The sequence below is a fragment of the Haloferax sp. S2CR25 genome, from assembly GCF_031624535.1.
Lineage (GTDB): Archaea > Halobacteriota > Halobacteria > Halobacteriales > Haloferacaceae > Haloferax > Haloferax massiliensis.
Window position 1 is genome coordinate 369,380 of record NZ_JAMQOO010000003.1, and the last position, 25,533, is coordinate 394,912.

The window sequence follows — 25,533 nt, forward strand, 5'->3', positions numbered from 1 at the left end:
GCTCGGGGGCCGGCTCCCGCGCCGTGACAAAATCGACTGGCCGATTGATGGGCTCGGGGCACGTCCGCTCACACATGAACGCGCATGCGGGGGCCGACCCCGAACCCGACCCGGACCGGCCCCGGGGACGCGAGCCCTTCCCGGCGTACGGACCCGTGGACGCGGCACTCGGGTTCGTCGTCTTCTACCTGTTCGTCGAGCGCGCCACGCCGACCGTCGTCGATATCCTGACGAGCGCCGTCACCGGGCTCTCTGCGTCGGCGGTCGGCTTCGGACTCGCGGCGGTGCTGTGGTTCGTCTTCGCGGTGACGACGCTCGACCAACTCCGCCGGCAACTCGCGGCGCTCGGGCTCGTCTCCGACGACGGCCGCCGAACCGACGGCGCGCGGTCGGTGCGGGCCGCCCCCTCTGCGCTCCGACTTCTGTCGTCCGCCGTCGTCGCCGTCGTCGCCGGGTTCATCGCCGCGGTCACGTTCGACCGCGCCGTCGACGCGGGCATCGCGCTCATCCGACTCGTCGCGGACCTCGGTCTCGGCGTCTTCCTGTTCGGCGCGTTCCCCCTCGTCGAGTTCCTCGTGATGGTCGTCTTCTTCGTCTCGTTCGGCGCGGCGACGCGCTCGCTCGACAGGCTGGTCGTCGGGAGCGTCAGAGCCGCGTTCCGGGTGGTTCCCTCCTAGACCGATCAGCGAACCGTACTGTCCGTCGCGCGAGACGTATCGAACCACAAGACTGTTATCCTAGTTTTCTGATTGACAGAGACGAGAGTCCCCATGAAGCGTCGTACGTTCCTCCAACTGACCGGTCTCGGGGCCGTCGGCGGACTCGCCGGCTGTCTCGGTTCGAACTCCCCTCCCCCGCGGAAATCGAGCGTCGTCTCCGACTTCGAGGTGTCCGACGGCTCGCTCGTCGTCGACCTCGCCGACCAGACGTGGGTGATGTCCCGCTACGAAGCCGCCGACCAGTCGTCGCTGTCGGGATTCGACCCGCAGTCGCTGGCCGCGCTCAGCCCCGTCGGGGTCGCGAGCGCGAAAGGCAAGAGCGGCGGCGGTGGCGGCCGCGGCGCGACCGGCCGCGGCACGGGCGGCTACGCCTCCGCCCCGCGGACGGTCCACGGCCACGCGTGGTACCACGGCGGCGACTACGCCGACGACTGGTACGAGAACAACACCGGGAAAGTGAGCCGGTTCCCGGTCGGCGTCGCCGCGCTCGGCGTCGCCTACCTCGGGTCGACCGCGGCGATGCGTGACGACGCGCCCGACGCCGGCCCGGTGCCGTGGGACCGCGAGATTCAGGACCCGAACGACACCGTCGAGTACGACATCGACGACGACAGCCAGCTCGGACAGGACGGCTGGTACCGCGTCGGCGCGCACGTCGTCGGCGACGACGTGAACCACGACTTCCGCTGGGAGTGTTACGACCTCGAAGTCACCGACGGCATCGGCGACGCGGGGTACTCCATCGAGGAAGAGTGGAAAGTCTCCCCGCGCATCTGAGCGGGACGAACGACGACGGCGGCGGCCGCGACGGCGACACCGCCGCGTCCGCCGCGACCGATTCGCTCTCTATCGATGTCTGACACACGAACCGACACGGCGACGCTCCTGACGCTCACCTTCGTGGTGTCGTTCTGTAGCTTCGCCTACGAGTTCGTCTACTCGGAGCTGTTGACGGTGATGTACGGCGGGACGGTGACCCAGTACGTCATCACGGTCGGCCTGTACTTCTTCAGCCTCGGCATCGGCGCGGCGCTCTCAGACGACCTCGACGGCGCGACCCTCGGCGGGAACTTCTTCCGAACCGAGGTGCTCTTGGCCGCGGCCGCGCCCGCGGGCTTCCTGCTCATCGTCGGTCTCAACAGCGTCCGCATCCCGCAGGCCGTGCCCGCGGAACTCGTCTGGACCGTCGCCCGCCTGCCGGTCGTCGTCGTCGGGTTCCTCTCCGGGTTCGAACTCCCGCTTTTGACCCGCATGTTCGACGAACTCGACGACGACGGGTCGGCGACGCCCTCGTTGCTCCGGGACGCCGGAACCCGAATCCACGATTTCGTCGTGGCCGCCATCGGAACCCTCTGGACCGTCGAGCGGACCGAGGGCCGCAGAAGCGGGCTCTCGGTCATCCTCGCGATGGACTACGTCGGCGGCCTCGCCGGTGCCGTCGTCTACGCCCGCGTCCTCTACCCGGGCCTCGGCCTCATCCCGACGATATTCGTGCTGGCGCTCCTCAACGGGGTCGCCGCGCTCGTCTTCGTCGCCCACTTCGGCGACTGGTCGTGGTGGCCCCTCGGCGGCGACGCGTCGTCAGCAAGTCCCGCTCCGTCCGCCAGCGCCGCACCCGACGGGAACGCGACCGCCAGCGCGCGAGCCGACCGCTCGCTCTCGGCCGCTCGCGTCTCGAAGACGCTTCTCGTCGTCTGCCTGCTCCTGACGGCGACCTACGCGGGCGTCGTCGCCAAACACGACGTCGCCGACGAGCGACTGTCACAGCTCTATCTCGAACAGCAGATCGAAAACGAGTACTCGCCGGGCGCGATGCGCGCGACGGTCACCTCCCAAGAGACGACCGCCTACCAGCACGTCATCCGGTACGACCGCACGTGGACCGGTACCGGTCCGAACCCGTACTTCGACGGGCGAACCGAGCAGTGTCTCCGCCTCGGCGCGGCCGTCCAACTCTGCGAGAGCTGGGCCGACAGCTACCATCGGGGGTTGGTCGACGTGCCGATGTCGCTCGTCGAACCCGGCCCCGAGACGAAGGTGCTCGTCGTCGGCGGCGGCGACTGGATCGCCATCGACCACCTGCGGGAGTACGGCGTCACCGTCGACCACGTCGACCTCGACGGCGAGTTCATGCGCGACGCGAAGACGGACCCGTTCTTCCGCCGCTGGCACGACGACGCCTACGAGTACGACCGGCTGAACACGACGGTCGCCGACGGCTACCGCTACCTCCAGGAGACGAACGAGACGTACGACCTCGTGTTGCTCGACATTCCCGGCGCGACCGACGACGACCTGCTCACGCTCTACTCGACGGAGTTCTACCGCTCCGTCCGGACGCATCTCTCCGAGGACGGCGTCGCGGTGACGTGGGGCTACTCGCCCGACGCCTACCCCGAACACCACAAGGCGTTCGTCAACACCGTCGGTGCCGCGGGCTTCACCCGAGAGCTGTCCTACTGGGTGCGCGAGGACCTCGACGACGACGGCGAGACCGAGCGCGTCGAGCAGTTCTACGTGCTCGCGCCCGGCGAGCGCCCCCGGTTGACCGGCGACGGCGCGACCGAGTACGTCCGCGCCCGCGAGGAGCACTACGGCTCCGTCGAGTGGCACGCGGTCCCGCACTACCGCGGCGTCCGCGAGAACTCCATTTTCCACCCGAACTACGACATCCTCGTCGACACCTGACCACTATGCCTTCCCACTCACACCCGACGACCGAACCGCCCGCCGGCTCCGACCCATCGCAGTCGGCCGAGACACCGACGGAGCTGTACTTCGGCTACAGCGCCGACGTCCCCGACCTGACGACCGTCGACGTGAAGACGGTCGCCCCGGCGACGCTCGCGGGAGAACCGGCGGTGCTCACCGTCATCGGTTCGTCCCACTACGTCGGCCTGCCGGCGCTCGACTTCCACGAGCTGTGTTCGTGCGAGCCGCTGCCGCACGAGCGAACCCACGAGACGCCGCTTTCGGCCGGCGCGGAACGCGAGTTCCGCTTCGAGAGCGACCGACTCGACGCCCGGACGGTCGTCGAGGGGCGGCCGCTCGACGCCTTCCCCGGCCCGGAGACGGCGACGGTCGCCTATCGGTTCGAACCGGAGGCGTGGACCACCATCCGCGTCGCAGACGGCGGCTACGAGACGTACCACACCTACCCGGAGTACGACCTCGCGCTGTACACCGAGACGACGATGACTCCCAGACGAGCGGCTCAGCGATAACTCCCGAACGACAGACCCACCGATGACCCGAAACGCTTCCACCTACGACGGCGACGTGACGCTCAACGGCTCCGAACGACCCCCGGTCGAACTCCGCGCCCCCGCGGACGTGTTCGTCGGCGGCGCGAGCGTCGCCGGCGACCTCACCGTGCAGAACGCCGAGTACGTCTTCACCCACGCCCCGGTGAGCGACGACGCGGCCGTCGGCGACGCGGCCGTCGAGACCGAAATCCGCGGCAGTCTCGAAGACGGCTACGTCCAGTCGGTCGACGGCGACGTGCGCCTCGACGACGCCGAAGACGTGTTCATCGCGGCCGACGCCGCCGACGGCGCGGTCTCCGCGCCCGGCGCGGAGAACGTCTACGCGGGCGACGCGACGCCCGCCGCCGCCCCCGACGACTACGACGTCTCCACCTTCGGCTGGCAGCAGTCGGGGAGCGCGACCGACCCCGACACCGGCGTCTACGCGGTCGGCATGGCCCACGACATCGACCTCACGAAAGTCAGCTCCGACGTGGAACTCTACCTCGTCGGCCACGGCCACGAGGTGCGAGTCGAGGGTCGGGGCGCGGCGGTCTCGGTTCACTTCGTCGGCTACGACAACACCGTCAGCGTCGGCCCGTACCTCGCGTCGAGCGTCGAGACCGACACCGGCTTCGACAACGCGGTCGACGCCGACCCGTACCCCGCCGAGGACCTCGTCGAGATGTCCAGAAGCGAGGCCTACTCGAACGCCGGATTCGGCCGTCGGAAGGTGACGTTCCAAGAGCCGGCCGACGGCGACGAGTGGTGCCCGAACTGCGGCAAGCCCGCCGAGGCCATCATCGAGCGCCACCAGATGGAGGCGTTTTTCCTCTTCGGGTGGCCGCTTTGGACCTTCGAGCAGAGCACCAACCCCGCCCGCGAGTGCGAACACTGCTCGCCGAACGCGATTCACGCCGAACTCTCGGCGTCCGAGCGCCGCGAGATATTCGACTGACGCCGGTCCCGGTCCGAAGATATATATCAGAACACAGGACAATGTTGCACGTACGACTGTCCGCGCGTTCGAGCGTCGCCCCGACGCCCGAGCGCGTTCGCCGACTCCGACCCCGACTCGCCCGCCCCACTCGCGGCTCCCGTCGCACCCGCTGTCCACAGCGTATCCGTCCGCCCCTCCCCAGCCATGTCGAGAAATGAATCCACGCCGGCGCTGATGTCCTCTTCGTCGTGCCGGTACACGTTCGACCCGTCGGTGCAGACCGACGCCCACCTCCAGACGACGTGGGAGTGTCCGCACGAGGCCCACCCCGAAAGCGAGTTCTGCGTGTTCCACATGAGCCGCGACGAGCGCGCCTCGCTCGACGTGACTGGCGGCGATATCGTCGACGAACTCCGAGCGAACCTCCAGTCGCCCGACACCCGCGTCAACGAGTACGTCGGCGCGGACCTCCCGCATCTCTCGTTCACCTATCAGGACATCAACGGCGCGACGAATCACGTACTCAACTTCCAGCACGCCGACATCGACGGATTGGACCTCACCCACGGCCGCCTCGATCAGGGGTTGATTCTCCGCGAGGCGACGGTCGACCGGCTCAAACTCGACGAGGCGGTCGTCACCGGCGACGTGGACGCCCGCGACGTGACCGTCACCGGCGCGGTGACGACCGACGAGGCGACGTTCGAACAGGACGTTCGCTTCTCGGGGGCGACCTTCCGCGGCGATGTCTGCTGCGACGAGACGGCGTTCCAGGGCGACACGAGTTTCGCGGACGCCACGTTCCACGGCACCGCGCGCTTCCGCGACGCCGAGACCAGCGGGAGCAGTCACGTCCTCGAAGACCACATCACCTTCGCGGACGCGACGTTCCGCGACGACGCGAGCTTCAGACAGGCCACCTTCGACTACGTGACGTTCGAGGGCGCGCGCTTCGCCGCCGGCTCGGACTTCGAACACGTCGCGTTCGAGGGTGACGCCCGGTTCGACGGCGTCCGCTTCGACGAGATGGCCGACTTCGACGAGGCGCGGTTCGACGACGACGCGAGCTTCGCCGACGCCCGGTTCATGCAGTTGGCCGAGTTCCGCGGCGTCGAGTTCAACGGCGGCAGCCGGACGATTCACGACGACGTGACGTTCGAGGGCGCGACGTTCGAGGGCGAGGCCGATTACAAACTCGCGCGCTTCCGCTATTCGGACTTCAAAGACGCCGCGTTCAAGGACGCGGTCAGCTTCGACCGCGCGACGTTCACCGCCCGCACCGACTGCCACCGCCTCCGGGTCGACGGCTCGTTCGACCTCTCTCTGGCGTCGTTCGGCGGGGAAGCCAACTTCGACGAGAGCGAGTTCCGAGACGCCGTCGTCGCCGAGGAGGCGACGTTCGGCTGCGACACCTCCTTCGAGGCGGTCGAGTTCCAATCTAACGCCCGGTTCGGCGAGGCGCGGTTCGAAGAGGACGTGACGTTCAAGACCGCCACGTTCCACGGTCCGGCCTCGTTCCGCGGGACCTTCTTCGAGGGCGAACTGCAACACCTCGAAGCGAACGCCTCGTTCAACGAGGCGACCTTCGAGGCCGGCGCGGAGTTCGAGGCGGCGAACTTCACGAGCGCGTCGTTCTGGGAGACGACGTTCCACGACCGCGCTGACTTCCGGCAGTCGGACTTCGAAACGGCGCGTTTCCGCGTGCTCGTCGGTGACCGCGACACCTACCTCGACTTCACCGACGCGACGCTCGCCGGCGGCACAGTTTCGCAGGGCTCCGGCGAGCCGACGCCGTACGACCTCACCCGCGCGACCATCGGCGACCTGACGCTGGAGGGCGACGGCAACGAACACCAGCTTCTGGACCACTTCCGCTTCTGTCTCACCGAGTTCGACCGCTTCGACTTCAGCGACCACCACGGCTATCTCGAACGCAACGACTGGACCATCCACGACTTCGTCGGCAACGGCGCGACCGGCCAGTTCGCCGTCGAACTGACGCCCGAAATCATCGAGGAGACCTACCGGAAGGCGCAGGACAGCGCCAACGCCGTCGGCGACACCCCCGCGAGCCGCGAGTTCGAGTTCAAGCGCTACTACTACAACCGACAGAAGAACTTCGACATCATCCTCAACGAGTACTCGCTGAACACGTGGGCCCGCGGCAAGAAGGTCGCAAGCGTGGGGCTGAACACGCTCATGCAGGTCACCTGCGGCTACGGCAACCGACTCCCGAGAATCGCGGCGTTCACGTTCCTCCTCCCGGCGCTGTTCGGGCTGTGTTACGCCCTCGGCGGGCCGTTTCTGACGCAGGCGGGGAGCGTCTTCGACCCCGCCGCGGTCGACAAGACGACGATGGAGGTCCTGTTCGACAACGTCTACTACAGCTACATCAGTTTCAGCACGGTCGGCTACGGCGACATCAACCCGCTCGGGCCGGCGGCGCGCGTGCTCGCGGCGAGTCAGGGGATGTTGAATGGCCTGTTCTTTACCCTGCTCACGTTCACGCTGTTCAAGCGCGTGCTCGGCGGGAGCTAATCGCGCCGGGCGTCGTTGTCGTCATCGGCGCTCGTACACGTCCGGCCGCGCGTGCTGGAGCGTCTGCATGTCGCGGCGAATCTCGTCCAGATGCGACAGGTCGATAGTCGCCGTGACGACCTCTTCGCGGTCCCGCGCCTTCGAAATCACGTTCCCCCACGGGTCGACGACGAGCGTGCGGCCGTAGGTCTCGACCCACGACGGCTTGTCGCCGATTTGGCCGGGCGCGATGACGTACGCCTGATTCTCGATGGCTCGGGCGCGAAGCAGCGGCTCCCAGTGGTCTTTTCCGGTGTGCATCGTGAACGCCGACGGGACCAGAAGCACGTTCGCGCCGGACTGCGCCATCGTTCGGTAGAGTCCCGGAAACCGGAGGTCGTAACAGATAGAGAGGCCGAACGACGCGAGGTCGGTGTCGACCGTCACCGCTCGGTCGCCGGGTGCGACGCGGTCGGACTCGCGGTGTTCGACGCTCCCGTCGAGTTCGATGTCGAACAGGTGGACCTTCCGGTAGGTGTCGAGCACCTCGCCGCCCGGGCCGATGAGCGCCGACGTGTTGTACACCCGGTCGCTGTTCGGAATCCGCTCGAAGAAACTGCCCGTGTGGACGTAGACGCCGTGCTCGCGGGCCTTCTCCGAGAAGCGCCGTATCGTCGGCCCGTCGAGCGACTCCGCGACCTCGGCGAACCGCTCCTCCGGGCCGATGAAGGTCGTCATCTCCGGGAACGCGACGAAGTCAGCGCCGTCGGTCGCGGCCTCGTCGAGGAGGCCGAGCGCCCGCTCCACGTTCGCCGCCTTGTCGTCTCGCGAGTCTAGCTGGCACGCGGCCGCCACGAATCGGGACATCTCGTCGGAATACTACGCGGACCGACGACATGGTAGTCACGGTTACTCGCTCGGGTCGAACTCCAGATAGACGAGTCGCTCGTCTCCGACCGTCCAGCCGTGGTGCCCCGGCGGGATGGTCGCGGTACAGCCGGCGGTAATCTCCGTCCGCGTCCCGTCGTCCAGTTCGAGGCCGAGCGTCCCCGAAACGACGTAGATGTCGTGTGCGTTCTGACAGTAGTCGGGTTCCGCGCTCCCGCGGTCGCCGTCGGTTCCCCACTCCGGTTCCAGCGTCGCCCGCGTGACCGCCACGCCGCTCAGTTCGACGGACTCCGTGCGGCCGGCTTCGAGCGCCGTCGGGTTCGTGTCGGAAAGCTCCGTGACGACCAGTTCGTCAACTTCTGTACTGTCTGCCATAGAACACGTTCCGCGGGCGTGATAGTATCTCTTGCGCCGGTACCAAACCCCGGTCACAAAAATGTAAGAATATTTTTCAAACTCTATTCATCCATCATTTCCGATAGTTATTGATAGCCGGGAACTGTCGTTGCCGACCCCTCAGTCCGCGAACAGTACCACGAAGGGCCCAGACGTCGAGTACGGTTCAAACTCCGCAGTCAAACCCCGCCAACATATATAACATCTTAGCTGTCTTACATACACGAGTATGGTCTCAATTCCTCGCTTTTCGGCCCTCTCTCCGGCGTGGAACGCCGCGCTTGTCGGGGCAATCGCATCGATACCCGTCAGTACGCTTGTAAACTGGCTCCCAGACTCGGAGGCGACCGTCGGCGCTGGTGTGATGCTGTTCGGCGGGTTCATCGCTGGGGCCGTCGCCGCGGTCCGCTCTGTGGATTCGGACGCCGCCGGTCTCCGCGCTGGCTTTCTCGGTGGTGGTCTCGAACTGCTCATATTCGCCGTGACGACGGCACCGACGGCGGCGTGGCCGCTGTCCAGAGTCGCGTTCTTCGCGGTCGCCGGGGGAGCCATCCTGTGTCTCGCCCCGCTCTTTGGACTGGGATGCGGTCGAATCGGCGGGTGGGTAGTGCAAACTATTGCCTCACGGCGGAATTTGCCCGTGAATACGTCGTAGCTTCCTCGCGGTATCTCACACCGAATCACCAAATTTTAAAGATATATTTAAATCTGATATGTTCTCTGATATTGATGCTTGCTCTCGGGTTCGAACATCTCCTTGGACCACTCAGCGACGAGAATGCGAACTCGTTCAGCAACGATAGGGCAACCCGTTCCTCAACGGGGAACAGATTACGCCGCGACGCGCGCCGCTCCGCTCACTCGTCGACGGGTTCGAGGGGGTCGGTCTTCCCCCACCGCGCCGACGCGCCCTCGGTCGGGGCCGCCCACTCGACGGCGTTGTCGATGACCCGTTTGACCTCGTCTTGGTGGAAGATGGGATACTCCTCGTGGCCCGGTCGGAACGCGAAGATTCGCCCGCGGCCGCGCCGATAGCAGACGCCCGAGCGGAACACGTCGCCGCCTTCGAACCACGAGATGAAGACGGTCCTGTCGGGTTCCGGGATGTCGTAGGGCTCGCCGTAGGTCTCCGTCGCCGGGATGACGAACTGCTCGTCGAGGCCGTCGGCGATGGGGTGGCCGGGGTCCGCGACCCAGACGCGCTCGCGCTCGCCGCCGTGGCGGTACTTGATGTTGCAGGTCGTGCCCATCAGCCGCGTGAACGGCTTCGAGTTCTTCCCCGAGTGCAGCGGGACGAAGCCCATCCCCTCGTGGACGCGCTCGACGACGCGCTCCGCGACGGCGTCTGTCACCTCGTCGTTGGCGCAGTGAGACCACCAGATTAACACGTCCGTCGCGTCCAGCGTCTCTGCGTCTAACCCGTGTTCGGGCTCCTGTAGCGTCGCCGTTCGCACCTCGCGGTCCGGTGCCTCCAGATGCTCCGCGATGGTCCCGTGGATTCCCTTCGGATACCGCTCCGCGACTTCCGGTTCCTCTCGCTCGTGGACGTTCTCGTTCCAGACGGTGACTCGTGTCGGCATGCGCCATACTGTTCGCCCCCGTTGATAAATTCTCTCACCCCGAGCGTGACGGCGGTCCTCGTTCACTCGCGAAATACGTTCCCCAACCGGGAACAACGTGTAATGAGAAAGAAGAACGGCTATCACCGACGAATATTGGATTTCAGCTATCATAGCTGACGAACTACGAGCTGTCGCCCCGACATTTTCGACCCGTTTGCGTTACAGGCGTATGCATGTAATGTCAGTCTGGTGGGCTTCTCTCACGGACCTTGTCCCGCACTCACATGATACTCCCTGATTAGTAATTCCCGACACGGGAACAGCGTTCGGCTCGGAGTTTCCGGTTCGAGACGGCCTGATAGCTAATCGCCGGTTTCGAGACTTCTCAGTCGCTCTCCCGAATCGTGAGATTCCACACGTCGAATACTGCCGTTCCCCTGCTGGGAACGAATCTGCGGCTTTCGAATCCTCGTACGCGTCTTCCGAACTCCGCGCGACGCGGCCGGAGCCCCGCTTACGACCCCGTCTCAGACCACGGGTGGTCGTAACTCGGGTCATCGACGAAGCGGTCGAGGCCGGCGCGAATCGACATTCGGCTTCCAGCCGGGAGCCGAACTCGGAGCACGTCCGTGCCTTCGTCGCCGTCGCTCGCGCTGTCGGTGCCTCCATCGCCGTCGTCGCCGACGCGGGGCTCCGTCCCGTCGGTCTCGACCGTCGTAAAGCGGTGTTCGCCGTACGCACCGGCTTGAACGACGACCTCCTCCCGTCTCGCGCCGGTGTTGACGAGCGTCAGTTCGAGTCCGTCGCTCGTCACCGATTCGACGAGCGCGGCAACGCCGGTCGGGAGTCCCGGCCGCTCTCTTCGCGCGTCGAAGTGCCGCACCTGCGCCATGACGAGGCCGCCGTAGTAGACGGGCTGTGGCGCTCCCATCGTGAGTTGGAGCAGCGCCTTGTGGAACGCCGGGTTCCGGTCTCTGAGGTAGTCCTCGTCGACGGTCGCCGGTTCGTTCCCCTCGGCGTCGAACAGGCGCAGTCGCTCGTCGACGTGCTCGCGTGTCGCGTCGAAAATTCGGTCCGGGTAGTCCGGGAACTCTCCGTCGAGGTAGGCGAGCCACGCGTACTCGTGGCCGTCGTCGTGTTTCGTCTTCGCGCGCGGGTCGACCCGCTGCCAGTCCTGCTTCCCCCAGTCGCGGAGCCGGCGGACCCGCTTTCGGTCCTCCTCGCGCATCGACATGTACCAGAGGTGGACCGCGTAGGGGTCGTCCGTGTGCGGCTGGAACTCGTACCAGCCGTCCCGCCACAGCACTTCCCCGTCGTCTTCGGTGAGGACGCCCGACGCGTCGTAGTGGTAGTCACCCTCGTCGCCGTACTTGTGCGGGATGTAGAGGGTGCTGTGTACGTCGTCTTCGGCCACCTCGATGCCGTTTTCGATGAGCACGTCGAGCTGGGACCGCGGGAAGTCGAGATACTCCCGGTCGCCTTCGAGCAGGACCGCGTTCTCGGCGGCGACCGTCGGTCCGATGCCGACGTAGTGCCACCCGCCCCACGACCAGCCGTAGTAGCCGCCGTACCACGACCCGTCTGTGTACTCGCCGATTTCGCCCGAGCGCCCGACGTTGTCGGGGATGATGCCGCCGTTTTCGGCCGTCCGCTCCCGCCACGCGTCGAGGTAGTCGGTCACCCACTCCCGGTAGTCGTCGTCGCCCGTGTGGAGATAGGCGTTCGTCATCAGGCTCGTGATGTTGAGGTTCAGCGGGATGTCGCCCTTCGCGCAGCGCTCGTTCAACACCTCGAACAGGCGCTCCTCGTTCGCCGGGTCGAGGAGGTCCGCGGCCTCGTCGAACTCCAAGTCCCGCCACGGGAGACCGTGTCTGGCCCAGCGGTAGTCCGCGCCGTAGGGGTGGTGTTCGTAGGCGGAGAAGTCGCAGAACTCCGGCCCCGTGCTCCCGTTCATCGGCCCGCGAACCACCCGCTCGTCGGCGTCGTAGTTCCCCGTCTCCGAGTCGGCGGTGTAGAACTCCGCGAACTTCGTCGCCCGGTCGATGACCGCGTCGTCGTCGGGCGCGGCGAGGCCCATGTTGTACGTGTAGAGATTGCCCTCGCCGAGGTGGAACCAGTCGCGGCACTGTTCGAACTCGTCGACGACCATCGGATGGCCGAACGGCGTTTCGGTCGCCGCGCCGCGTTCGAGCGCGGCCTCGTACGCGCGGCGGGCGTGGTCGAGCAGGCGCTCGTCGCCGCCCATCGCGTACAACAGCGGCCAGTTGTAGAACCCCTCGACCACGTCGTCGAAGCCGTCGACGCCCACGTGGTCGTCCGGCGGCCAGAACGGCTCCCCGTCGGGACCGGTGTAGTCGTCGACGAACCGGTCGACCGCGTCGGCCGTCAGGTCGAACAGTGCTCGCTGCTTGTGCGCCCACGTCGGCGGTCGCGTCGCCTCGGCGGTCGCTTCGAACTCGCGCATGTCCACATACCCCGCGCCTCGGGTGATGAATATTCGGGTCGCGCGGGTCGCAGTCGCGAGGTCGGGTCGGTTCGCGGCGCTCCGAGCGGTCGCGCTGTTGCCGCACCGCTGTCGCCGAACCGCCCGCTTCAGTCGTCACTCTCCGCGCCGTGGCCTCTCGCCGTTACTGCGGGCTATCGCAGTCGCTCTCGCGGCCCCAGTCGGTCGTTGTCGGTCGCGGTCGGCGTCTTCCGTCGGTCGCGCTCAGTCGATGAGGCGCTCGATGTCGTCGTCGAGCTGGTCGTACAGCTCCTCCGCCTGGCGCTCGTCTTCGGCCGACAGCGGGCGAATCGGCTCGCGGACTCCCCCGCCGTGCAGGCCGGCCAGTTCGAGGCCTTTCTTCACCGCCGGGACGCTGATAGCGCCATCGAGGGTGTTGTCCTGTCCGGTCTGGTCGCGGAAGTTCTGGTAGGGCAGACAGATGTTCCGAAGCTCGCGGGCGCGCTCCCAGTTCTCCTCGGTGAGCGCCTCGAACAGCGCGAGTCCGACTTCCGGACGGAAGTTGCTCACGCCCGCCGAGAACCCCTCGATGCCCTCGTTCCAAAACGAGACGGCGAAGGGTTCGGCGAGGCCGTCCACCCAGACCGCGTCGTCGCCGGTGGCGCTGGCGGCCGCGCCGAGTTTGACCGGGTCCTCGATGGCGTACTTGATGCCGACCACGCCGTCGAGCCCCGCGAGGTCACGGAGGTAGCTGATTGACGGGTCGAACCCCTTGACGTACGGCACCAGCGGGGCCGACGAGGCGTCGGCGAGCTTTTCGTAGTAGCGAAGCAGGCCGCGCTCGTGGACGTAGGTGTGGTCCGGCGGCATTATCATCATCCCGTCGACGCCGATGCGGTCGTAGGCTTCGATGAGCTCTGTCGCGCCGGCCGTACTTCCGCCGACGCCGGCGAGGACGCACACGTCCGACGGGAGCGCGTCGACCGCCGTCTCGGTCACGTCGACGCGTTCCTGCTGGGACAGCGAGTGGTACTCGCTGATGTTCGCGGCCGCGAGGAACGTTCGGATTCCCCCGTCGTAGAGCGTCGTCGCGTTCGCTGCCAGTTCGTCGTGTTCGATGTCGAGGTCGTCGTCGAACGGGGTGAGGAGCCCGGCGGCGACGCCGCGCAGGTGCTCGCGCACACCGCTCTCTGCGAGTGGCATACCCGAACCACCGGGTACTCGCGCATAAAATCTTCGGACAGGGGGGTCGCGAGCGACGCCGAGCGCCCGCGGACCGTCACAACAGTTATCTGCCCCATCTCTGTAGTCGCACCCATGCCGCGTCAGACAGACTCGTCTCCAATCGCCGTCGGAGTCGTCGGCCTCGGTAGCCTCGGCCGTCGGCTCTGTCAACAGTTCGTCGAACTCCCGCGGTCGGAACTCGTCGCCGTCTCCGACGTGGACCCCGACGGCCTCGCCGAGGTCGGCGACGAGTTCGACGTTCCCGAGGCGCACCGCTACCGGTCGTTCGAGGCGTTCCTCGACTCGGCCCCGATGGACGCCGTCGCCGTCGCGACGCCGAACGGCCTGCACTACGAACAGACCTCGGCCGTGTTGGACCGCGGCCTCCACGTCCTCTGCGAGAAGCCCCTCGCGACCGACGCCGAGGAGGCCTACGAGCTCACGACCCGCGCCGAGGAGAGCGACCGAACCGTGATGGTCGGCTACCAGCGACACTTCAACCCGGCCTACAAGCGCGCCCGCGACGAGTGGGCCGACGGCGACCGCGTCCCGCGGTTTATCACCGGCGAGGTGACCCACGACTGGCAGTCCTACTACGAGCAGGAAGACGACTGGCGGATGAACCCCGAGCTGAGCGGCGGCGGCCACCTCCTGAACGTCGGCACGCACGTCATCGACGCCATCCTCTGGACGACCGGCCTCACGCCCACGCACGTCAACGCCTACGTCGACTTCCACGACGACGAGCAGGTGTTCGACCGCCAGTCCTCCATCATCATCGAGTTCGCGGAGGGCGCGGTGGCGAACGTCTCCGACACGGGCGTCGTCGCGCGGACCCGCGAGCACGTCCACATCTGGGACGACGAGGGCGCGATATACCTCGAAGGCCACGAGTGGGACGACCGCACCGGCTACGTCATCGACGACGAGGGGACCGAACACCACCCCTACGACGGCTACGAGCGGTGGCTGAGCAAGGGCACCGCGTTCCTCGACGCGATAGAGACCGGCGAGACGCCGCCCGCGACCGCCCGCGACGGCCTCAAGGCGGTGCTCATCACGATGGCCGCCTACGAGTCGGGCCGCCGCAACGAGCGCGTCGCCCTCGACGAACTCTACCCGTTCGCGTCCGACGTCTTCCAGTAGCGCGCTCGTTTTTCCCGCTTCTCTCGACCGTCTCCTTCCCGTGTCTCCTGTTCCGAAGCGGAGTTTTATCGTGGTGGCCGAGTCTGTAGAGGTATGCGAATCGCGACTGTCAGCGGCTACGCTCTCTCGTCACCCATCGAACCGCCGCAGGACCGCCCCTTCCACGGCGGCGTCCGTCGCCTCCTCAAACGCGACGTGGTGCTCGTCGTCGTCGAATCGGCCGAGGGCACCCGCGGCATCGCCACCGCCGGCGCGAGCAGTTCCGCGATGCGGGAGTACTTCGAGGGCGACTCGCAGGGGACCTTCGCGGACGTGGTAAACGGCGCGGTCGCCGACGCGCTCGAAGGCGAGACCGTCGAGGAAGTCGAAGACGCCCGCGCGATGCTCCGCGACACCGACCTCCCCGACCGACTCCGCCGCGAGGCCATCTCGGCGCTCGACGTGGCGCTGTACGACATCCGCGGGAAGGAGGTCGGCGCGCCCATCTACGAACTGCTCGCCGACGAGTACGGCACCGACCCGACGACGGAGATGCCCCTGTACGCCAGCGCCGGGATGTACATGGAACCCGAGGGCTACGCCGAACAGGCGGCGACCATCCGCGACCTCGGCTTCTTCGGCTACAAATACCGACCGGGAATCGGCCCCGACGGGGACCGCCGGACTATCGAACTCCTCTCGGATGTCGCGGGCGACATGGAAGTGATGCTCGACGTGCACACGTGGTGGAAGATTCGCGACGGCTACGACCGCGAGACGGTCGAAGACCTCGTCACCTTCGCCGCCGAGCGGGACTGCTACTGGGTCGAAGAGCCGGTCTCGCCGGACGACCACGCGGGCTACGTCGACCTCGCGGAGACGGGCGCGCCGCTGGCCGGTGGCGAGAGCGAACCGACGCCAGAGGGCCTCGTCGCGCTCGGCGAGACGGGCGCGGTCGACTTTCTCCAGGGCGACGTTCGACACCACTGCGGCTACACCGGTTGTCGCCCCGCGGTCGAGTCCTGCGTCGGCCGCGACGTGGAGTTCGTCCCGCACAACTTCGGGACGTGGGTCGGCCTGCTCGCCAACGCGCACCTCGTCGCGGCCGCCCCCGAGGTGTCGCTCCTCGAATACCCGGTGTTCGAGGACGACCCGCTCCTCGACGCCGACACCGACCCCGGCATGTACCCCTTCGACCTCGCGTTCGACATCATCGAGGGACGGCCGGCCGTCGAGGACGGCGTCCTCTCGCTGTCCGACGAGCCGGGACTGGGCGTCGAGGCGAACCTCGACGCGCTCGACGACTACCCCTTCGAGGAGGGGCCGTGGACCGAGTTCCACTACGACGACGCCGAGTGACAAAGCCGGTAGTGTGTCGGTAGTCGCCACGACGCCGCGTTTCTTTTCGAGTCGTCGAACGGGTCAGCGCGACCCGGCCTCGCGCTGTTCGACGCGGACGGCGTGCGATTCGAGCCACTGTCGGAGGTCGCTCTCGGGGACGTGCAGTTCCCGGCTGTTCTCGGCGAGGTCCGGATAGCCGCCGACCGCCGACTGGCTGTCGATGTACTCGCCACCGAAGTTTCGGACGTTGTTGATGACCCGCCGGTCCTGATACGTTCGGTCGCCCGGGCGCGCCCCGGCGTACGCGAGGTTGTGTCGCGTCGCGTCGGCGGTCGAGAGCGGCGAAAGGCCGTCGGGCCACAGCGGCGGTTCGTCGAGGAGCGTCACGTCGGGCCCGTACATCGGCGTCTCCGGGTCGGTGGTGTTGGCGTCGCCGTACACCTCGCCGCCGCCCTCGATATTGTAGTCCCCCTCGTCGACCCGGAGGAACGAGTTCCCCACGATGCTCGCGACCGTCGAGTCGCCGAGGTTGACCGACTCGTTGTAGTGGTACATGACGTTGTTCACGAGCGCGCTGCGCGTCTCGGCCTTTAGTCGCGGATTGCGACCGATGTTGTGGGCCCAGACGTTCCCGTACAGCGCAACCTCCTCTGCACCGTCGCCGACGAGCGACCCATAGGAATGGGTCCCCTTCGGGTGCGTGGCGTCGGCTAGTCCCTCGGCCATGATGCAGTTCGAGTAGGTCGTCCGCCGTGAGTCGTACCCGGGCGACCCGTTCTCGTCGACCGCCCAGGTAATCGAACAGTGGTCGATGACGTTGTTCTCCGTCTCGTCGGCCGTCCGCACCCCGTCGGGAATCCAGCCGACGTCCTGTCCGGCGTCGCCCGGCCGAACCCGGATGTGTCTGAGCAAGCAGTCGTCAGCTTCGACCCAGAGCCCGCCTCGGACGAGCGTGATACCCGGCGACGGGGCGGTCTGTCCGGCGAGGTACAGCTCGTCCTCGTCGATAGTGAGCCGTTCCGCGCCGAGGTCGATGGTTCCGCTGGTCTCGAACACGACGACGCGCGGTCCGCTCCGGTTGACGGCGGCCTCGAACGCCTCGCGCGTGGGCTCGGTCACAGTGTACACCGGCGTGTCGTCGTCGAGCCACGGGGCCGCATCGGCGAACCCGTCGTCGGGGTCGAAATACGATCCGGCGGACGAGTCGGCACGCTCGGACCCGTCCGCTGCCGCGGCCGAATCGGCCGCGAGCAGAGCCGAGCTCCCGATAGTTCCGACACCAATCGCTCTCATGAACTCCCGTCTGTTGTGTCTCATGGTAGCTAACGTGTGGCATGGTTGCCAGCGATTGTCAATCAAAGTGAAAATTAATGAAAGTTATGGCCATCTGACATCGTTGGTTCGCGCTCCTCGGGCCGGACACCCCGAAACCGAGTGAAATCGGCCTCAAGCGCCTCGGTCGCCCCACTCGGCACCGTCACGTCGGTGGGTCGCCGCCGCGCCGCCGCTCGACCGCTCGGCACAAGCTATATTGTACCGGTCCGCAGTGTAGCCGACATGGAAATCACAGACATCGAAGTCATTCCGATATCGCACCGCCTGCCCGACGGGCAGGGGCTCGGCGACGCGCGCGGGTTCGGCCACGACAGGGCGACGACGCTCATCCGCGTCGACACCGACACCGGCGAGGTCGGCTGGGGCGAGGCGTTCGCGCCGGGGAGCGTCGTCGCGCCCGTCGTCGACGAGTTCTTCCGCGACGACGTGGTCGGCATGGACCCCTTCGACGTGCGACGCCTCGCCGAGGAGTCGTACACCGACCCGTACCACTTCGGCGGGAGCGTCTTCGTCCAGAGCGCCCTCAGCGGCATCGACGTGGCGCTGTGGGACCTCGTCGGCAAGGCGACCGGGAAACCCGTCCACCGACTCCTCGGCGGAACGCCCCGCGAGACGCTCACCGCCTACGCCTCGACGATGTACTTCACCGAGGAAGACCGGGACATCGCCGAGCCGATTCGCGACGCCGTCGACGAGGGCTTCTCGGCGGCCAAGATAAAAATCGGCAACGGCACGGACTCCGACGTGGAGCGGGTTCGAACCGCCCGCCAACTCCTCGGCGACGACGCGCGACTGATGGTCGACATCAACGGAAACTACCGGCCCCGACAGGCGATTCGCACCGCGAAGGCCATCGAGGAGTTCGACATCACGTGGATGGAAGAGCCGGTCCCGCCGGAGAACCTCTCGGGCTACCGCGAGGTCAAACGCGGCGTCGACGTGCCGCTGGCGGCCGGCGAGGCGCACTACGGCCGCTTCGAGTTCAAGCGCCTCGTGGACGACCGGACGGTCGACGTGGTCCAGCCGAACCTCGGTCGGTGCGGCGGGCTCTCGGAGGCGAGCCGCATCGCCGACCTCGCCAGCACGGAGAACGTGGCGGTCCGGCCCCACATCTGGAACAGCGCTGTCGGCCTCGCCGCGGCGGTCCAGTTCGCGGCGTCCGTCTCGGACTACCCGCACACCCGACACGTCCCGGACCCGATGATGGTCGAGTTCGACCGGAGCGAGAACCCGCTCCGCGACGAGATTCTGCGAACCCCGTTCGACCCGACCGGCGGCGAGGTGGACGTGCCGCAGGCCCCCGGTCTGGGCGTCGAAATCGACGAGGACGCGGTCGAGCGGTACCGAGCCGACCGCTGAGCGCGGGTCGCTCGTTCGTCTCCCTCGCTCGCCCCCCTCGGTCACCGCGCCGCCGAATCGACGCCTCCACCCCGTCTCGCGGGATAGTTTTATGCGCCGGAGCACCGTTGCACCGGTATGCAGTCATCGCTAGTGGTAGTCGACAGTGCGGACTCCAACGAACGCCTCCTCGCCGAGGCCGGACAAATCGCGGCCGGCACGGACACGCCGCTCGTGCTCCTCACGCGCGTCACCGAGGACGAACTCGTCGAGAACGCCGAGACGTTGCAGGCGATGAGCGACGCCGCCAACACGTCGCTGGAGTCGAACTCCGCCCGAGAGGTCGCAAACCGATTCGCGTCGCAGGCCGCCGACGAGGCGTTCGAATCGCTCGACGGGACCGTCGAGTACGACGCCGTCAGCGTCGTCGCCGAGGAGAGCGAGTTCGCCGAGGAGGTGATTCGCGTCGCCGACGAGCGCGGCTGTGACCACGTCTACGTCGCCGGGCGACAGCGCTCGCCGACCGGCAAGGCGCTGTTCGGCGACACCGCACAGCGCGTCGTCCTCAACTTCGACGGGCCGGTCACCATCCTGACCGAGTGACGGAGCGACCGGACCCCCGGAAACGACAGCTATTTGCGACCGCGATTCGTCACGTGTTATCACATGTATCAGCTGTCGGAGCAAGCGGAGCCTGTACCGTCGGGTTCGTCCCGAACCATCGACATCGGCTACATCGGCGGGGGGAGTCAGGGATGGGCGCACACGCTCATCAACGACCTCGCACAGTGTCCTGACCTCGCGGGGAGCGTCACGCTGTACGACGTTGACTACGAGATGGCGTCGAAGAACGCCCTCCTCGGAAACCGCGTGATGGACCGCGAGGAGGCGGTCGGCGACTGGTCGTTCGAGGCGACCCGGAGCATGGACAAGGCGCTCGACGGGGCCGACTTCGTCATCTGCTCGATACAGGACCCGCCGGGCGAGACGTTCGTCCACGACATCGACGTGCCGCAGGAGTACGGTATCTATCAGACGGTCGCCGACACCGTCGGCCCCGGCGGAGCGATTCGCTCCCTGCGAGCGATTCCGCAGTACCGCGAAATCGCCGCGACGGTCCGCGAGCGCTGTCCGGACGCGTGGGTCATCAACTACACCAACCCGATGACGGTCTGCACGCGGACGCTCTACGAGGAGTACCCCGACATCAACGCCATCGGGCTCTGCCACGAGGTGTTCAAGACGCAGGAACTGTTCGCCGAGCTGGCGGAGCGCCACATCGACGAGGCCGAGGACGTCGCCCGCGACGAGGTTCGGGTGAACGTCAAGGGCGTCAATCACTTCACGTGGGTCGACGAGGCGCGGTGGCGCGACCGCGACGTGTTCCGGTACCTCGACGAGGAGCTCGACCGCCGAAAGCCGCTTTTCGACCGCGAGCCGGGCGACCTCGACGCCGAGTCCTACTGGGTGAACAACGACGAGGTCGCCTTCGACCTCTACGACCGCTTCGGCGTCCTCGGCGCGGCGGGCGACCGTCACCTCGTGGAGTTCGTCCCGTGGTATCTGAGCATCGACGACGCCGAGGAAGTCCAGCGCTACGGGATTCGGACCACGCCGAGTTCGGCCCGCGTCTCCGACGACGAGGGCCCCGACGAGATGGAGCGCTACCTCGAAGGCGACGCGGAGTTCGAGTTCCGCGAGTCGGGCGAGGAGGCGGTCGACATCATGCGGGCGCTCGCCGGCGAGGGGACGTTCGTCACGCACCTCAACTACCCCAACGAGGGGCAGGTCGACGGCCTCCCCGAGGGCGCGGTCGTCGAGACGAACGCGCTGCTCTCCGGCGACGACGTGACGCCCCTCTGTGCGGGCGGCCTGCCCGACGAGGTCGAGAGCATGGTCGAAACCCACGTCACGAATCAGGAGACGCTGGTGCGCGCGGGCTTCGAGGGCGACCTCGACCTCGCGTTTCAGGCGTTCCTCAACGAACCGCTCGTCACCGTCTCGCGCGACGAGGCACAGGAGCTGTTCGCGAAACTCGTCGAACTGGAGCGGGAGTACTTCTCCGACTACGACCTCAACGCGTCTGTCTTGCGGGCGTAAGCCGGCCCCCCCGCGAACGCGTCACTCCCCCCGCTTCCGGGGCCAGCTATTTATCTCGCCGTTCAGTCGGTACACGCGATGTCGAGCGCAACGAGTCGCGGCCTGAGCTTCGGCTGTCAAGTGGTCAGCTACGGAAACGTCGAGGAAACTATCGAGCGGGCGGTCCGAGCCGAGACGGCCGGGTTCGACGCAGTCTCCCTCCCGGACCACCTGTTTCATCCGACCGGTTCCGAGGAGTATCTGGTCGACCCGCCGTGGGAGGCGTTCTCCGTTCTCGGGGCGGTTGCCCAGCGCACCGAGGAGGTGACGCTGCTGCCCGGGGTCGCAGACTCGGTGCGCCGGCACCCGACCGAACTCGCGCACGTCACGGCCACGCTGGACCGGATGACGGACGGCCGCGCCGGTCTCGGCATCGGGGCCGGCGAGGCGTTCAACTTCGCGCCGATTGCGGACATCGACTGGGACGACCCCTACACCCGGTTCAGGGAGTGTGTCGCCGTCATCGACGGGCTGTGGAACTCGACGGCGGACGAGCCGTTTTCCTTCGCGGGCGACTACTTCGACCTCGACGACGCCCACATGGGGCTGAAGCCCGCACAGGAGCCGCGACCGCCGCTCTGGATAGGCGGCTACGGCGAGAGCATGCGCGGCCTGACGGGCGCGGTCGCGGACGGTTGGTTCCCGTGGATTTACTCGCCCGACGAGTACGCCGCGGACCTCGGGAAAGTCCTCGACGTGGCCGCGGACCGCGGCCGCGACCCAGACGCCATCGACCGCGCCGTCATGGTTCCGACGACGGTCTCCGACGACGGCGACGAGGCCCGCGCGGCCGGTATCGAGCGCAACCGCGTGAACCTCGCGCTCCGGCCGCCGCTCCTCGCCGCGATGGGCTACGAGGACATCGCGGAATCGACGCCCGTCATGTGGCAGATGGCGTTCGACGAGGAACAGGAGCGGCAACTGTCGGCGGCGGCCGAGCGCATCCCGGACGAGGCCGTCGACGAGGTCTGCGTCGCCGGCGACCCCGAGCGCGCCATCGAGCGCATCGAGGCGTTCCGCGACGCGGGCGTCGACAACCTCGTTCTCATCCCGGTCGGCGACTTCGAGGAGACGATGCGGCACTACGAAAACGAGATTATTCCGTACTTCGGCGAGCGGTAGCGCGGCGGGACGAATCGGCGTGTCGGTCGCCGACACCGGCTGATGCGGTCAGTCGGTCACTCCTGTGCGCCGTCGCCGACTCCTGTCTCATTTCGGGCGTCGTCGTCCGCTCCGCTCGCGTCGATTCGCGGCGCAACGCCGAACCGGTAGTAGGCCGTCCAGACGGCCGAGACGACGGCGACGATGGCCAACAGCGTCGGCGACCACTCCATGCCGAACTGCTGGGCCAGCCACATTCCCGAGAGCAGGACGCCGAGGACGAACACGAACACGGTCAGGTCGGCGGCTCGAAGGTTCATGCCCAGACGTTCGGAATCGACCGGGATAAACGTTCACACGCCGCAGCCGTCGACGCCGCGGCCGCCCCGCTCAGTCGCGGACCAGCCAGCCGACGGCGTTGCGGAGCAGTCGCCGGTAGTCGTCGTTCTCGAAGGCCTCGGCGGTGTGGCCGAGCGACGCGTAACAGACCCGGCCCGCGCCGTACTCTCTGACCCATGCGACCGGGTAGTCTGCGAGGTCGGGGTGATTCATGCGCGCGAGCACGGTCACGTCGTCGTCAACGTCGACTTGGTACGGTTCGTCGAACACCTCGAAGTCGCTGACGCCGTCGGTCACGTCGTGGTCCGCGACGATTTCGACGCCGAAGGTGGACTGCTCGGGATGGGTGAGGAAGTGGCCGCCGAGGAGGTCGCGGAAATCGGGAAACGGCTCGTCGCGTTTGTCGAGGCCGCCGTTTCCGTCGTGGACGTTCGTCAGGTCGGCGGCGCAGTGGAGACCGAGGTACGCCCCGCCGTCGCGGACGAAGCCGAGGAGGCCGTCCAACTGCTCGGGGGTCAGGGTGACGTCCGTCAGGTAGTCCACGACGAGGTCGTAGCCCGCGAGGTCGGCGAGGGCGTCCTTGTCGGTCGTCGCGGTCACCGCGGCGGCGTCGCCGATGGCGGACTCGATGTGCGGTCGCATCTCCTCGAAATCGTGGAACGAGAAGGTCGTCTCTCCGATGACTAACGCTGACGGCTGTTGCATGAACACCCGTTCACGACCCGCGCGAAAAGCCGTTTCGGTGCGACCAGCGTCCACTCGTTGAACCGACCGGGGCGACCGCTCACTCGAACTCGATGCGCCCGAAGAACTCGGGGGAGTGGTACGTCGGCTCCGGCAGTTCGATTCGGTTCCACGTCCCCTTCTGCGCGTCCGGGAGGCCGCTCCGGTAGAAGTTCCCGCGCCAGACCGTCTCCGAGTCGAGTTCGAGCGGGAGGCCGGTCAACGACCGGAGCGTCGAAACCGGGAGCCGCGCCGCGAGCCACCACGAGTCGTCGTCCGGGGACGCGGTCTTCGTGGGTCCGGGGACGGACGTCTCGACCTCGACGGCCGCCGCGTCGGCCGGCGCGACGAGGTCGCGGCCGACGTCGCGCTCTCGCCAGTCCGGCTCCTGCCACGCGAGTTTGAACGCGCCGCAACAGTTCGCCTCGAAGTTGAAGTACCGGCCCGACGAGCCGTCGTCTGGTGGTTCCGGCGTGGCGAAGCACTCGACGGAACTGTCCTCGAACGTCGGCCCGTTCAGCTCCGTCACGTCGGCGGTTATCTCGCCGTCCTCGACGTGGAACTGGAGGTAGAGCGCCTTCGTGTCGTACAGCGCCCTGACCGTCGTCTCCGGGCCGGGCTCGTCGCCCCACGCGTACTCGTCCAGCCGGGCGACGTTCGCCCGCTCCCACACCGTGCCGTCGACCGCGCCGGTCAGCGGGACCGCTCTGGCCGCGTCGATGCGGCTGACCTCGTAGGTTCGCATACGACTCACTCACTCGACCCGCCCGCAAGAGCGTTCCGCCCGCGGCCTTCCGCCTCGCCAATCTTTATTGGATGGTAGCGTCACACCCGGTCGTAGTGGTAGTCAATCAGCAGGCTCGACCAGCGAGTCGAGGGCAGCGAAGCGCGCTCGCGCTCATCGGCCTCTCGCGCGTCGCGTGCGGGTCGCTTTTCGGCACGGCGATGGCGCTCTACATCGGCGAACAGGGGTCGCCGTTCGCCGTGAGCCTCGCGTACGCGGCGTTCTCGTTCGGACTGTTCGTGTTCGCCCCTGTCTGGGGCGCAATCGCCGACATCACGGGTCGCCGGCGTGCGATACTCGTCGGGACCGCGCTCCTCTCGACGCTCGCCATCGTTCCGCTGACCGTGACCGCGTCGGTCCCGCTCCAAATCGCCTGTCGCGGACTGTTCGCGGTGTTCACCGCCGGATTCCAGTCGGTGATCCTCACCATCGTGAGCGAGTCGGGCGGCGACTCCGACCGCGGGCGCTCCATCGGCTTTTACAGCAGCGCCCGCTCCGCCGGAGCCATCAGCGGTCGGCTGTTCGTCGGCTATCTCGTCGGCCTGCTCGTGCCGACAGACCTCTACCTCGTCGTCGTCGGACTCGGCCTCGTGGCGACGCTCCTCACGCTCCGCATCAGCGACCCGACGCCGCCGTCGGAGGCGACGCTGACCGCGGGCCGACTCCTGCGGGAGGTCCGCGGTCGGCTCCTCCCCGGCGGCGCGCGGCGCGAACTGTTCGAGCGCACCGGACTCGGCTGGCTGTACGTCGGCATCGTCCTCCGGAACATGACCGAGAAGGGCTTTATCTCGGTCGTTCCGGTGTTCCTCGTCGCCGACGTGGGTCTCTCGAACGTCGTCATGGGTGCCGTCCTCGCGGTCAGTCCCGCGGTCCGTGTGGTCTCGATGTACGGCTTCGGTCGCCTGAGCGATACCATCGGCCGGAAGAAGCTCATCGTCGGCGGCCTCGCCGGCAGCGGCGTGCAGGCGCTCGTCGTCGTGCTCGCGCTCGTCCCCGACGGACAGTTGGCCCGCATCGGTATCAGCAGCACCGCCTTCGTCGTCCACGCGGTCACGTTCTCCATGCTCACCGTGGGCACCATCGCCTTCGTCGCCGACGTGGCCCCCGTCGACCGCGAATCCGAGCTAATGGGTCTCCGCTCGACCGCCCGCGGCCTCGGCGGCGTCCTCGGGCCGCTCGTCGTCGGCGTGCTCGCCACCCGGTTCGACTACGCGACGGCGTTCGTCTGCACCAGCGTCCTCGCGTTCGTCGCCGCCGGGCTGGTCGGGCGGACGCTCACCGAGAGCTTCTCGCCCGACTGAGGCCGCACGACCGCGCAACTGCGCGACCCCGCTCGCCGCTCGTAAACGCTTATCACACCGCCCGCTGACGTTC

23 protein-coding genes are annotated in these 25,533 nt (G+C 67.4%); 14 read left to right on the forward strand and 9 right to left on the reverse strand.

Annotation, left to right across the window (positions count from 1 at the left end):
* The first annotated feature begins 74 nt into the window (after positions 1–74).
* The 6 genes from NDI65_RS10095 (at position 75) to NDI65_RS10120 (ending at position 7,442) form a co-directional block, all read left to right on the forward strand.
* Positions 75–677 (forward strand): hypothetical protein, encoded by a 603-nt coding sequence (locus tag NDI65_RS10095; protein ID WP_226908748.1) that lies wholly within the window; start codon positions 75–77, stop codon positions 675–677.
* 93 nt (positions 678–770) lie between these two features.
* Positions 771–1,496, forward strand: coding sequence for a hypothetical protein (locus NDI65_RS10100; protein WP_310893625.1), 726 nt, complete (start codon positions 771–773; stop codon positions 1,494–1,496).
* A gap of 75 nt (positions 1,497–1,571) precedes the next feature.
* On the forward strand, positions 1,572–3,407 hold the full coding sequence (locus tag NDI65_RS10105; protein ID WP_089780514.1) for a spermidine synthase: 1,836 nt from the start codon (positions 1,572–1,574) through the stop codon (positions 3,405–3,407).
* Between the two features lie 5 nt (positions 3,408–3,412).
* Positions 3,413–3,943 (forward strand): hypothetical protein, encoded by a 531-nt coding sequence (locus NDI65_RS10110; protein ID WP_089780512.1) that lies wholly within the window; start codon positions 3,413–3,415, stop codon positions 3,941–3,943.
* Positions 3,944–3,965: 22 nt separating this feature from the next.
* Complete coding sequence (locus tag NDI65_RS10115) at positions 3,966–4,922, forward strand: hypothetical protein (protein WP_089780510.1); 957 nt, start codon at positions 3,966–3,968, stop codon at positions 4,920–4,922.
* 216 nt (positions 4,923–5,138) lie between these two features.
* The gene (locus NDI65_RS10120; protein WP_089780508.1) at positions 5,139–7,442 is read left to right on the forward strand and encodes a pentapeptide repeat-containing protein; all 2,304 of its coding nucleotides are present in this window, start codon (positions 5,139–5,141) and stop codon (positions 7,440–7,442) included.
* Between the two features lie 21 nt (positions 7,443–7,463).
* Here NDI65_RS10120 and NDI65_RS10125 read toward each other — a convergent pair whose 3' ends face one another.
* Positions 7,464–8,288 (reverse strand): carbon-nitrogen hydrolase family protein, encoded by an 825-nt coding sequence (locus NDI65_RS10125; RefSeq protein ID WP_089780505.1) that lies wholly within the window; start codon positions 8,286–8,288, stop codon positions 7,464–7,466.
* Positions 8,289–8,330: 42 nt separating this feature from the next.
* Complete coding sequence (locus NDI65_RS10130; RefSeq protein ID WP_089780503.1) at positions 8,331–8,684, reverse strand: hypothetical protein; 354 nt, start codon at positions 8,682–8,684, stop codon at positions 8,331–8,333.
* A 250-nt stretch (positions 8,685–8,934) separates the two neighbouring features.
* Here NDI65_RS10130 and NDI65_RS10135 point away from each other — a divergent pair, with 250 nt between their 5' ends.
* Entirely contained in the window at positions 8,935–9,360 is a 426-nt protein-coding gene (locus NDI65_RS10135; protein WP_089780501.1) for a DUF5518 domain-containing protein, read from the forward strand.
* A 202-nt stretch (positions 9,361–9,562) separates the two neighbouring features.
* Here the strand turns inward: NDI65_RS10135 and NDI65_RS10140 are convergent, their stop codons facing one another.
* The 3 genes from NDI65_RS10140 to NDI65_RS10150 all read right to left on the reverse strand — a co-directional run bounded on the left by NDI65_RS10140 (position 9,563) and on the right by NDI65_RS10150 (position 13,913).
* Positions 9,563–10,285 carry a ThuA domain-containing protein gene (locus tag NDI65_RS10140; RefSeq protein ID WP_089780500.1) on the reverse strand — a complete coding sequence of 241 codons (723 nt, stop codon included), beginning with the start codon at positions 10,283–10,285 and terminating at the stop codon, positions 9,563–9,565.
* 496 nt (positions 10,286–10,781) lie between these two features.
* The gene (locus NDI65_RS10145) at positions 10,782–12,731 is read right to left on the reverse strand and encodes a hypothetical protein (RefSeq protein WP_310893626.1); all 1,950 of its coding nucleotides are present in this window, start codon (positions 12,729–12,731) and stop codon (positions 10,782–10,784) included.
* 243 nt (positions 12,732–12,974) lie between these two features.
* Complete coding sequence (locus tag NDI65_RS10150) at positions 12,975–13,913, reverse strand: dihydrodipicolinate synthase family protein (RefSeq protein ID WP_089780494.1); 939 nt, start codon at positions 13,911–13,913, stop codon at positions 12,975–12,977.
* 114 nt (positions 13,914–14,027) lie between these two features.
* Here NDI65_RS10150 and NDI65_RS10155 point away from each other — a divergent pair, with 114 nt between their 5' ends.
* Together NDI65_RS10155 and NDI65_RS10160 are read left to right on the forward strand one after the other, a co-directional pair.
* Positions 14,028–15,080 (forward strand): Gfo/Idh/MocA family oxidoreductase, encoded by a 1,053-nt coding sequence (locus NDI65_RS10155; RefSeq protein ID WP_089780492.1) that lies wholly within the window; start codon positions 14,028–14,030, stop codon positions 15,078–15,080.
* A gap of 93 nt (positions 15,081–15,173) precedes the next feature.
* The gene (locus tag NDI65_RS10160; RefSeq protein WP_089780490.1) at positions 15,174–16,418 is read left to right on the forward strand and encodes a mandelate racemase/muconate lactonizing enzyme family protein; all 1,245 of its coding nucleotides are present in this window, start codon (positions 15,174–15,176) and stop codon (positions 16,416–16,418) included.
* Between the two features lie 63 nt (positions 16,419–16,481).
* On the opposite strand, the gene NDI65_RS10165 is transcribed toward NDI65_RS10160, so the two are convergent.
* Positions 16,482–17,693: a hypothetical protein gene (locus NDI65_RS10165; protein ID WP_089780488.1), complete on the reverse strand. Its 1,212-nt coding sequence runs from the start codon at positions 17,691–17,693 to the stop codon at positions 16,482–16,484.
* 264 nt (positions 17,694–17,957) lie between these two features.
* Between NDI65_RS10165 and NDI65_RS10170 the strand changes: the two genes are divergently transcribed.
* From NDI65_RS10170 to NDI65_RS10185, 4 genes are all read left to right on the forward strand, one after another.
* A complete protein-coding gene (locus tag NDI65_RS10170) occupies positions 17,958–19,094 on the forward strand; it encodes a mandelate racemase/muconate lactonizing enzyme family protein (RefSeq protein ID WP_310893627.1) in 1,137 nt (378 codons plus the stop codon).
* A gap of 132 nt (positions 19,095–19,226) precedes the next feature.
* Positions 19,227–19,676: a universal stress protein gene (locus NDI65_RS10175; protein ID WP_052368035.1), complete on the forward strand. Its 450-nt coding sequence runs from the start codon at positions 19,227–19,229 to the stop codon at positions 19,674–19,676.
* 63 nt (positions 19,677–19,739) lie between these two features.
* Positions 19,740–21,173: a glycoside hydrolase family 4 gene (locus NDI65_RS10180; protein WP_310893628.1), complete on the forward strand. Its 1,434-nt coding sequence runs from the start codon at positions 19,740–19,742 to the stop codon at positions 21,171–21,173.
* Positions 21,174–21,251: 78 nt separating this feature from the next.
* Positions 21,252–22,334: an LLM class flavin-dependent oxidoreductase gene (locus NDI65_RS10185; RefSeq protein WP_089780482.1), complete on the forward strand. Its 1,083-nt coding sequence runs from the start codon at positions 21,252–21,254 to the stop codon at positions 22,332–22,334.
* 56 nt (positions 22,335–22,390) lie between these two features.
* Here NDI65_RS10185 and NDI65_RS10190 read toward each other — a convergent pair whose 3' ends face one another.
* From NDI65_RS10190 to NDI65_RS10200, 3 genes are all read right to left on the reverse strand, one after another.
* Positions 22,391–22,633, reverse strand: a complete 243-nt coding sequence (locus tag NDI65_RS10190) for a hypothetical protein (protein WP_089780480.1) — start codon at positions 22,631–22,633, stop codon at positions 22,391–22,393.
* A 70-nt stretch (positions 22,634–22,703) separates the two neighbouring features.
* Positions 22,704–23,357 carry a ThuA domain-containing protein gene (locus NDI65_RS10195; RefSeq protein ID WP_089780478.1) on the reverse strand — a complete coding sequence of 218 codons (654 nt, stop codon included), beginning with the start codon at positions 23,355–23,357 and terminating at the stop codon, positions 22,704–22,706.
* A 79-nt stretch (positions 23,358–23,436) separates the two neighbouring features.
* Positions 23,437–24,120, reverse strand: a complete 684-nt coding sequence (locus NDI65_RS10200) for a carbohydrate-binding family 9-like protein (RefSeq protein WP_089780476.1) — start codon at positions 24,118–24,120, stop codon at positions 23,437–23,439.
* 95 nt (positions 24,121–24,215) lie between these two features.
* Here NDI65_RS10200 and NDI65_RS10205 point away from each other — a divergent pair, with 95 nt between their 5' ends.
* The gene (locus NDI65_RS10205; RefSeq protein ID WP_310893629.1) at positions 24,216–25,460 is read left to right on the forward strand and encodes an MFS transporter; all 1,245 of its coding nucleotides are present in this window, start codon (positions 24,216–24,218) and stop codon (positions 25,458–25,460) included.
* The last annotated feature ends 73 nt before the right edge of the window (positions 25,461–25,533 follow it).

Coding starts and splice junctions, on each gene's coding strand:
- NDI65_RS10180 (WP_310893628.1), top strand. CDS start 19,740: ATGTATCAGCTGTCGGAGCAAGCGGAGCCTGTACCGTCGGGTTCGTCC.
- NDI65_RS10130 (WP_089780503.1), bottom strand. CDS start 8,684: ATGGCAGACAGTACAGAAGTTGACGAACTGGTCGTCACGGAGCTTTCC.
- NDI65_RS10160 (WP_089780490.1), top strand. CDS start 15,174: ATGCGAATCGCGACTGTCAGCGGCTACGCTCTCTCGTCACCCATCGAA.
- NDI65_RS10105 (WP_089780514.1), top strand. CDS start 1,572: ATGTCTGACACACGAACCGACACGGCGACGCTCCTGACGCTCACCTTC.
- NDI65_RS10200 (WP_089780476.1), bottom strand. CDS start 24,120: ATGCGAACCTACGAGGTCAGCCGCATCGACGCGGCCAGAGCGGTCCCG.
- NDI65_RS10185 (WP_089780482.1), top strand. CDS start 21,252: ATGTCGAGCGCAACGAGTCGCGGCCTGAGCTTCGGCTGTCAAGTGGTC.
- NDI65_RS10170 (WP_310893627.1), top strand. CDS start 17,958: ATGGAAATCACAGACATCGAAGTCATTCCGATATCGCACCGCCTGCCC.
- NDI65_RS10115 (WP_089780510.1), top strand. CDS start 3,966: ATGACCCGAAACGCTTCCACCTACGACGGCGACGTGACGCTCAACGGC.
- NDI65_RS10190 (WP_089780480.1), bottom strand. CDS start 22,633: ATGAACCTTCGAGCCGCCGACCTGACCGTGTTCGTGTTCGTCCTCGGC.
- NDI65_RS10195 (WP_089780478.1), bottom strand. CDS start 23,357: ATGCAACAGCCGTCAGCGTTAGTCATCGGAGAGACGACCTTCTCGTTC.
- NDI65_RS10120 (WP_089780508.1), top strand. CDS start 5,139: ATGTCCTCTTCGTCGTGCCGGTACACGTTCGACCCGTCGGTGCAGACC.
- NDI65_RS10100 (WP_310893625.1), top strand. CDS start 771: ATGAAGCGTCGTACGTTCCTCCAACTGACCGGTCTCGGGGCCGTCGGC.
- NDI65_RS10095 (WP_226908748.1), top strand. CDS start 75: ATGAACGCGCATGCGGGGGCCGACCCCGAACCCGACCCGGACCGGCCC.
- NDI65_RS10150 (WP_089780494.1), bottom strand. CDS start 13,913: ATGCCACTCGCAGAGAGCGGTGTGCGCGAGCACCTGCGCGGCGTCGCC.
- NDI65_RS10140 (WP_089780500.1), bottom strand. CDS start 10,285: ATGCCGACACGAGTCACCGTCTGGAACGAGAACGTCCACGAGCGAGAG.
- NDI65_RS10145 (WP_310893626.1), bottom strand. CDS start 12,731: ATGCGCGAGTTCGAAGCGACCGCCGAGGCGACGCGACCGCCGACGTGG.
- NDI65_RS10155 (WP_089780492.1), top strand. CDS start 14,028: ATGCCGCGTCAGACAGACTCGTCTCCAATCGCCGTCGGAGTCGTCGGC.
- NDI65_RS10165 (WP_089780488.1), bottom strand. CDS start 17,693: ATGAGAGCGATTGGTGTCGGAACTATCGGGAGCTCGGCTCTGCTCGCG.
- NDI65_RS10110 (WP_089780512.1), top strand. CDS start 3,413: ATGCCTTCCCACTCACACCCGACGACCGAACCGCCCGCCGGCTCCGAC.
- NDI65_RS10135 (WP_089780501.1), top strand. CDS start 8,935: ATGGTCTCAATTCCTCGCTTTTCGGCCCTCTCTCCGGCGTGGAACGCC.
- NDI65_RS10125 (WP_089780505.1), bottom strand. CDS start 8,288: ATGTCCCGATTCGTGGCGGCCGCGTGCCAGCTAGACTCGCGAGACGAC.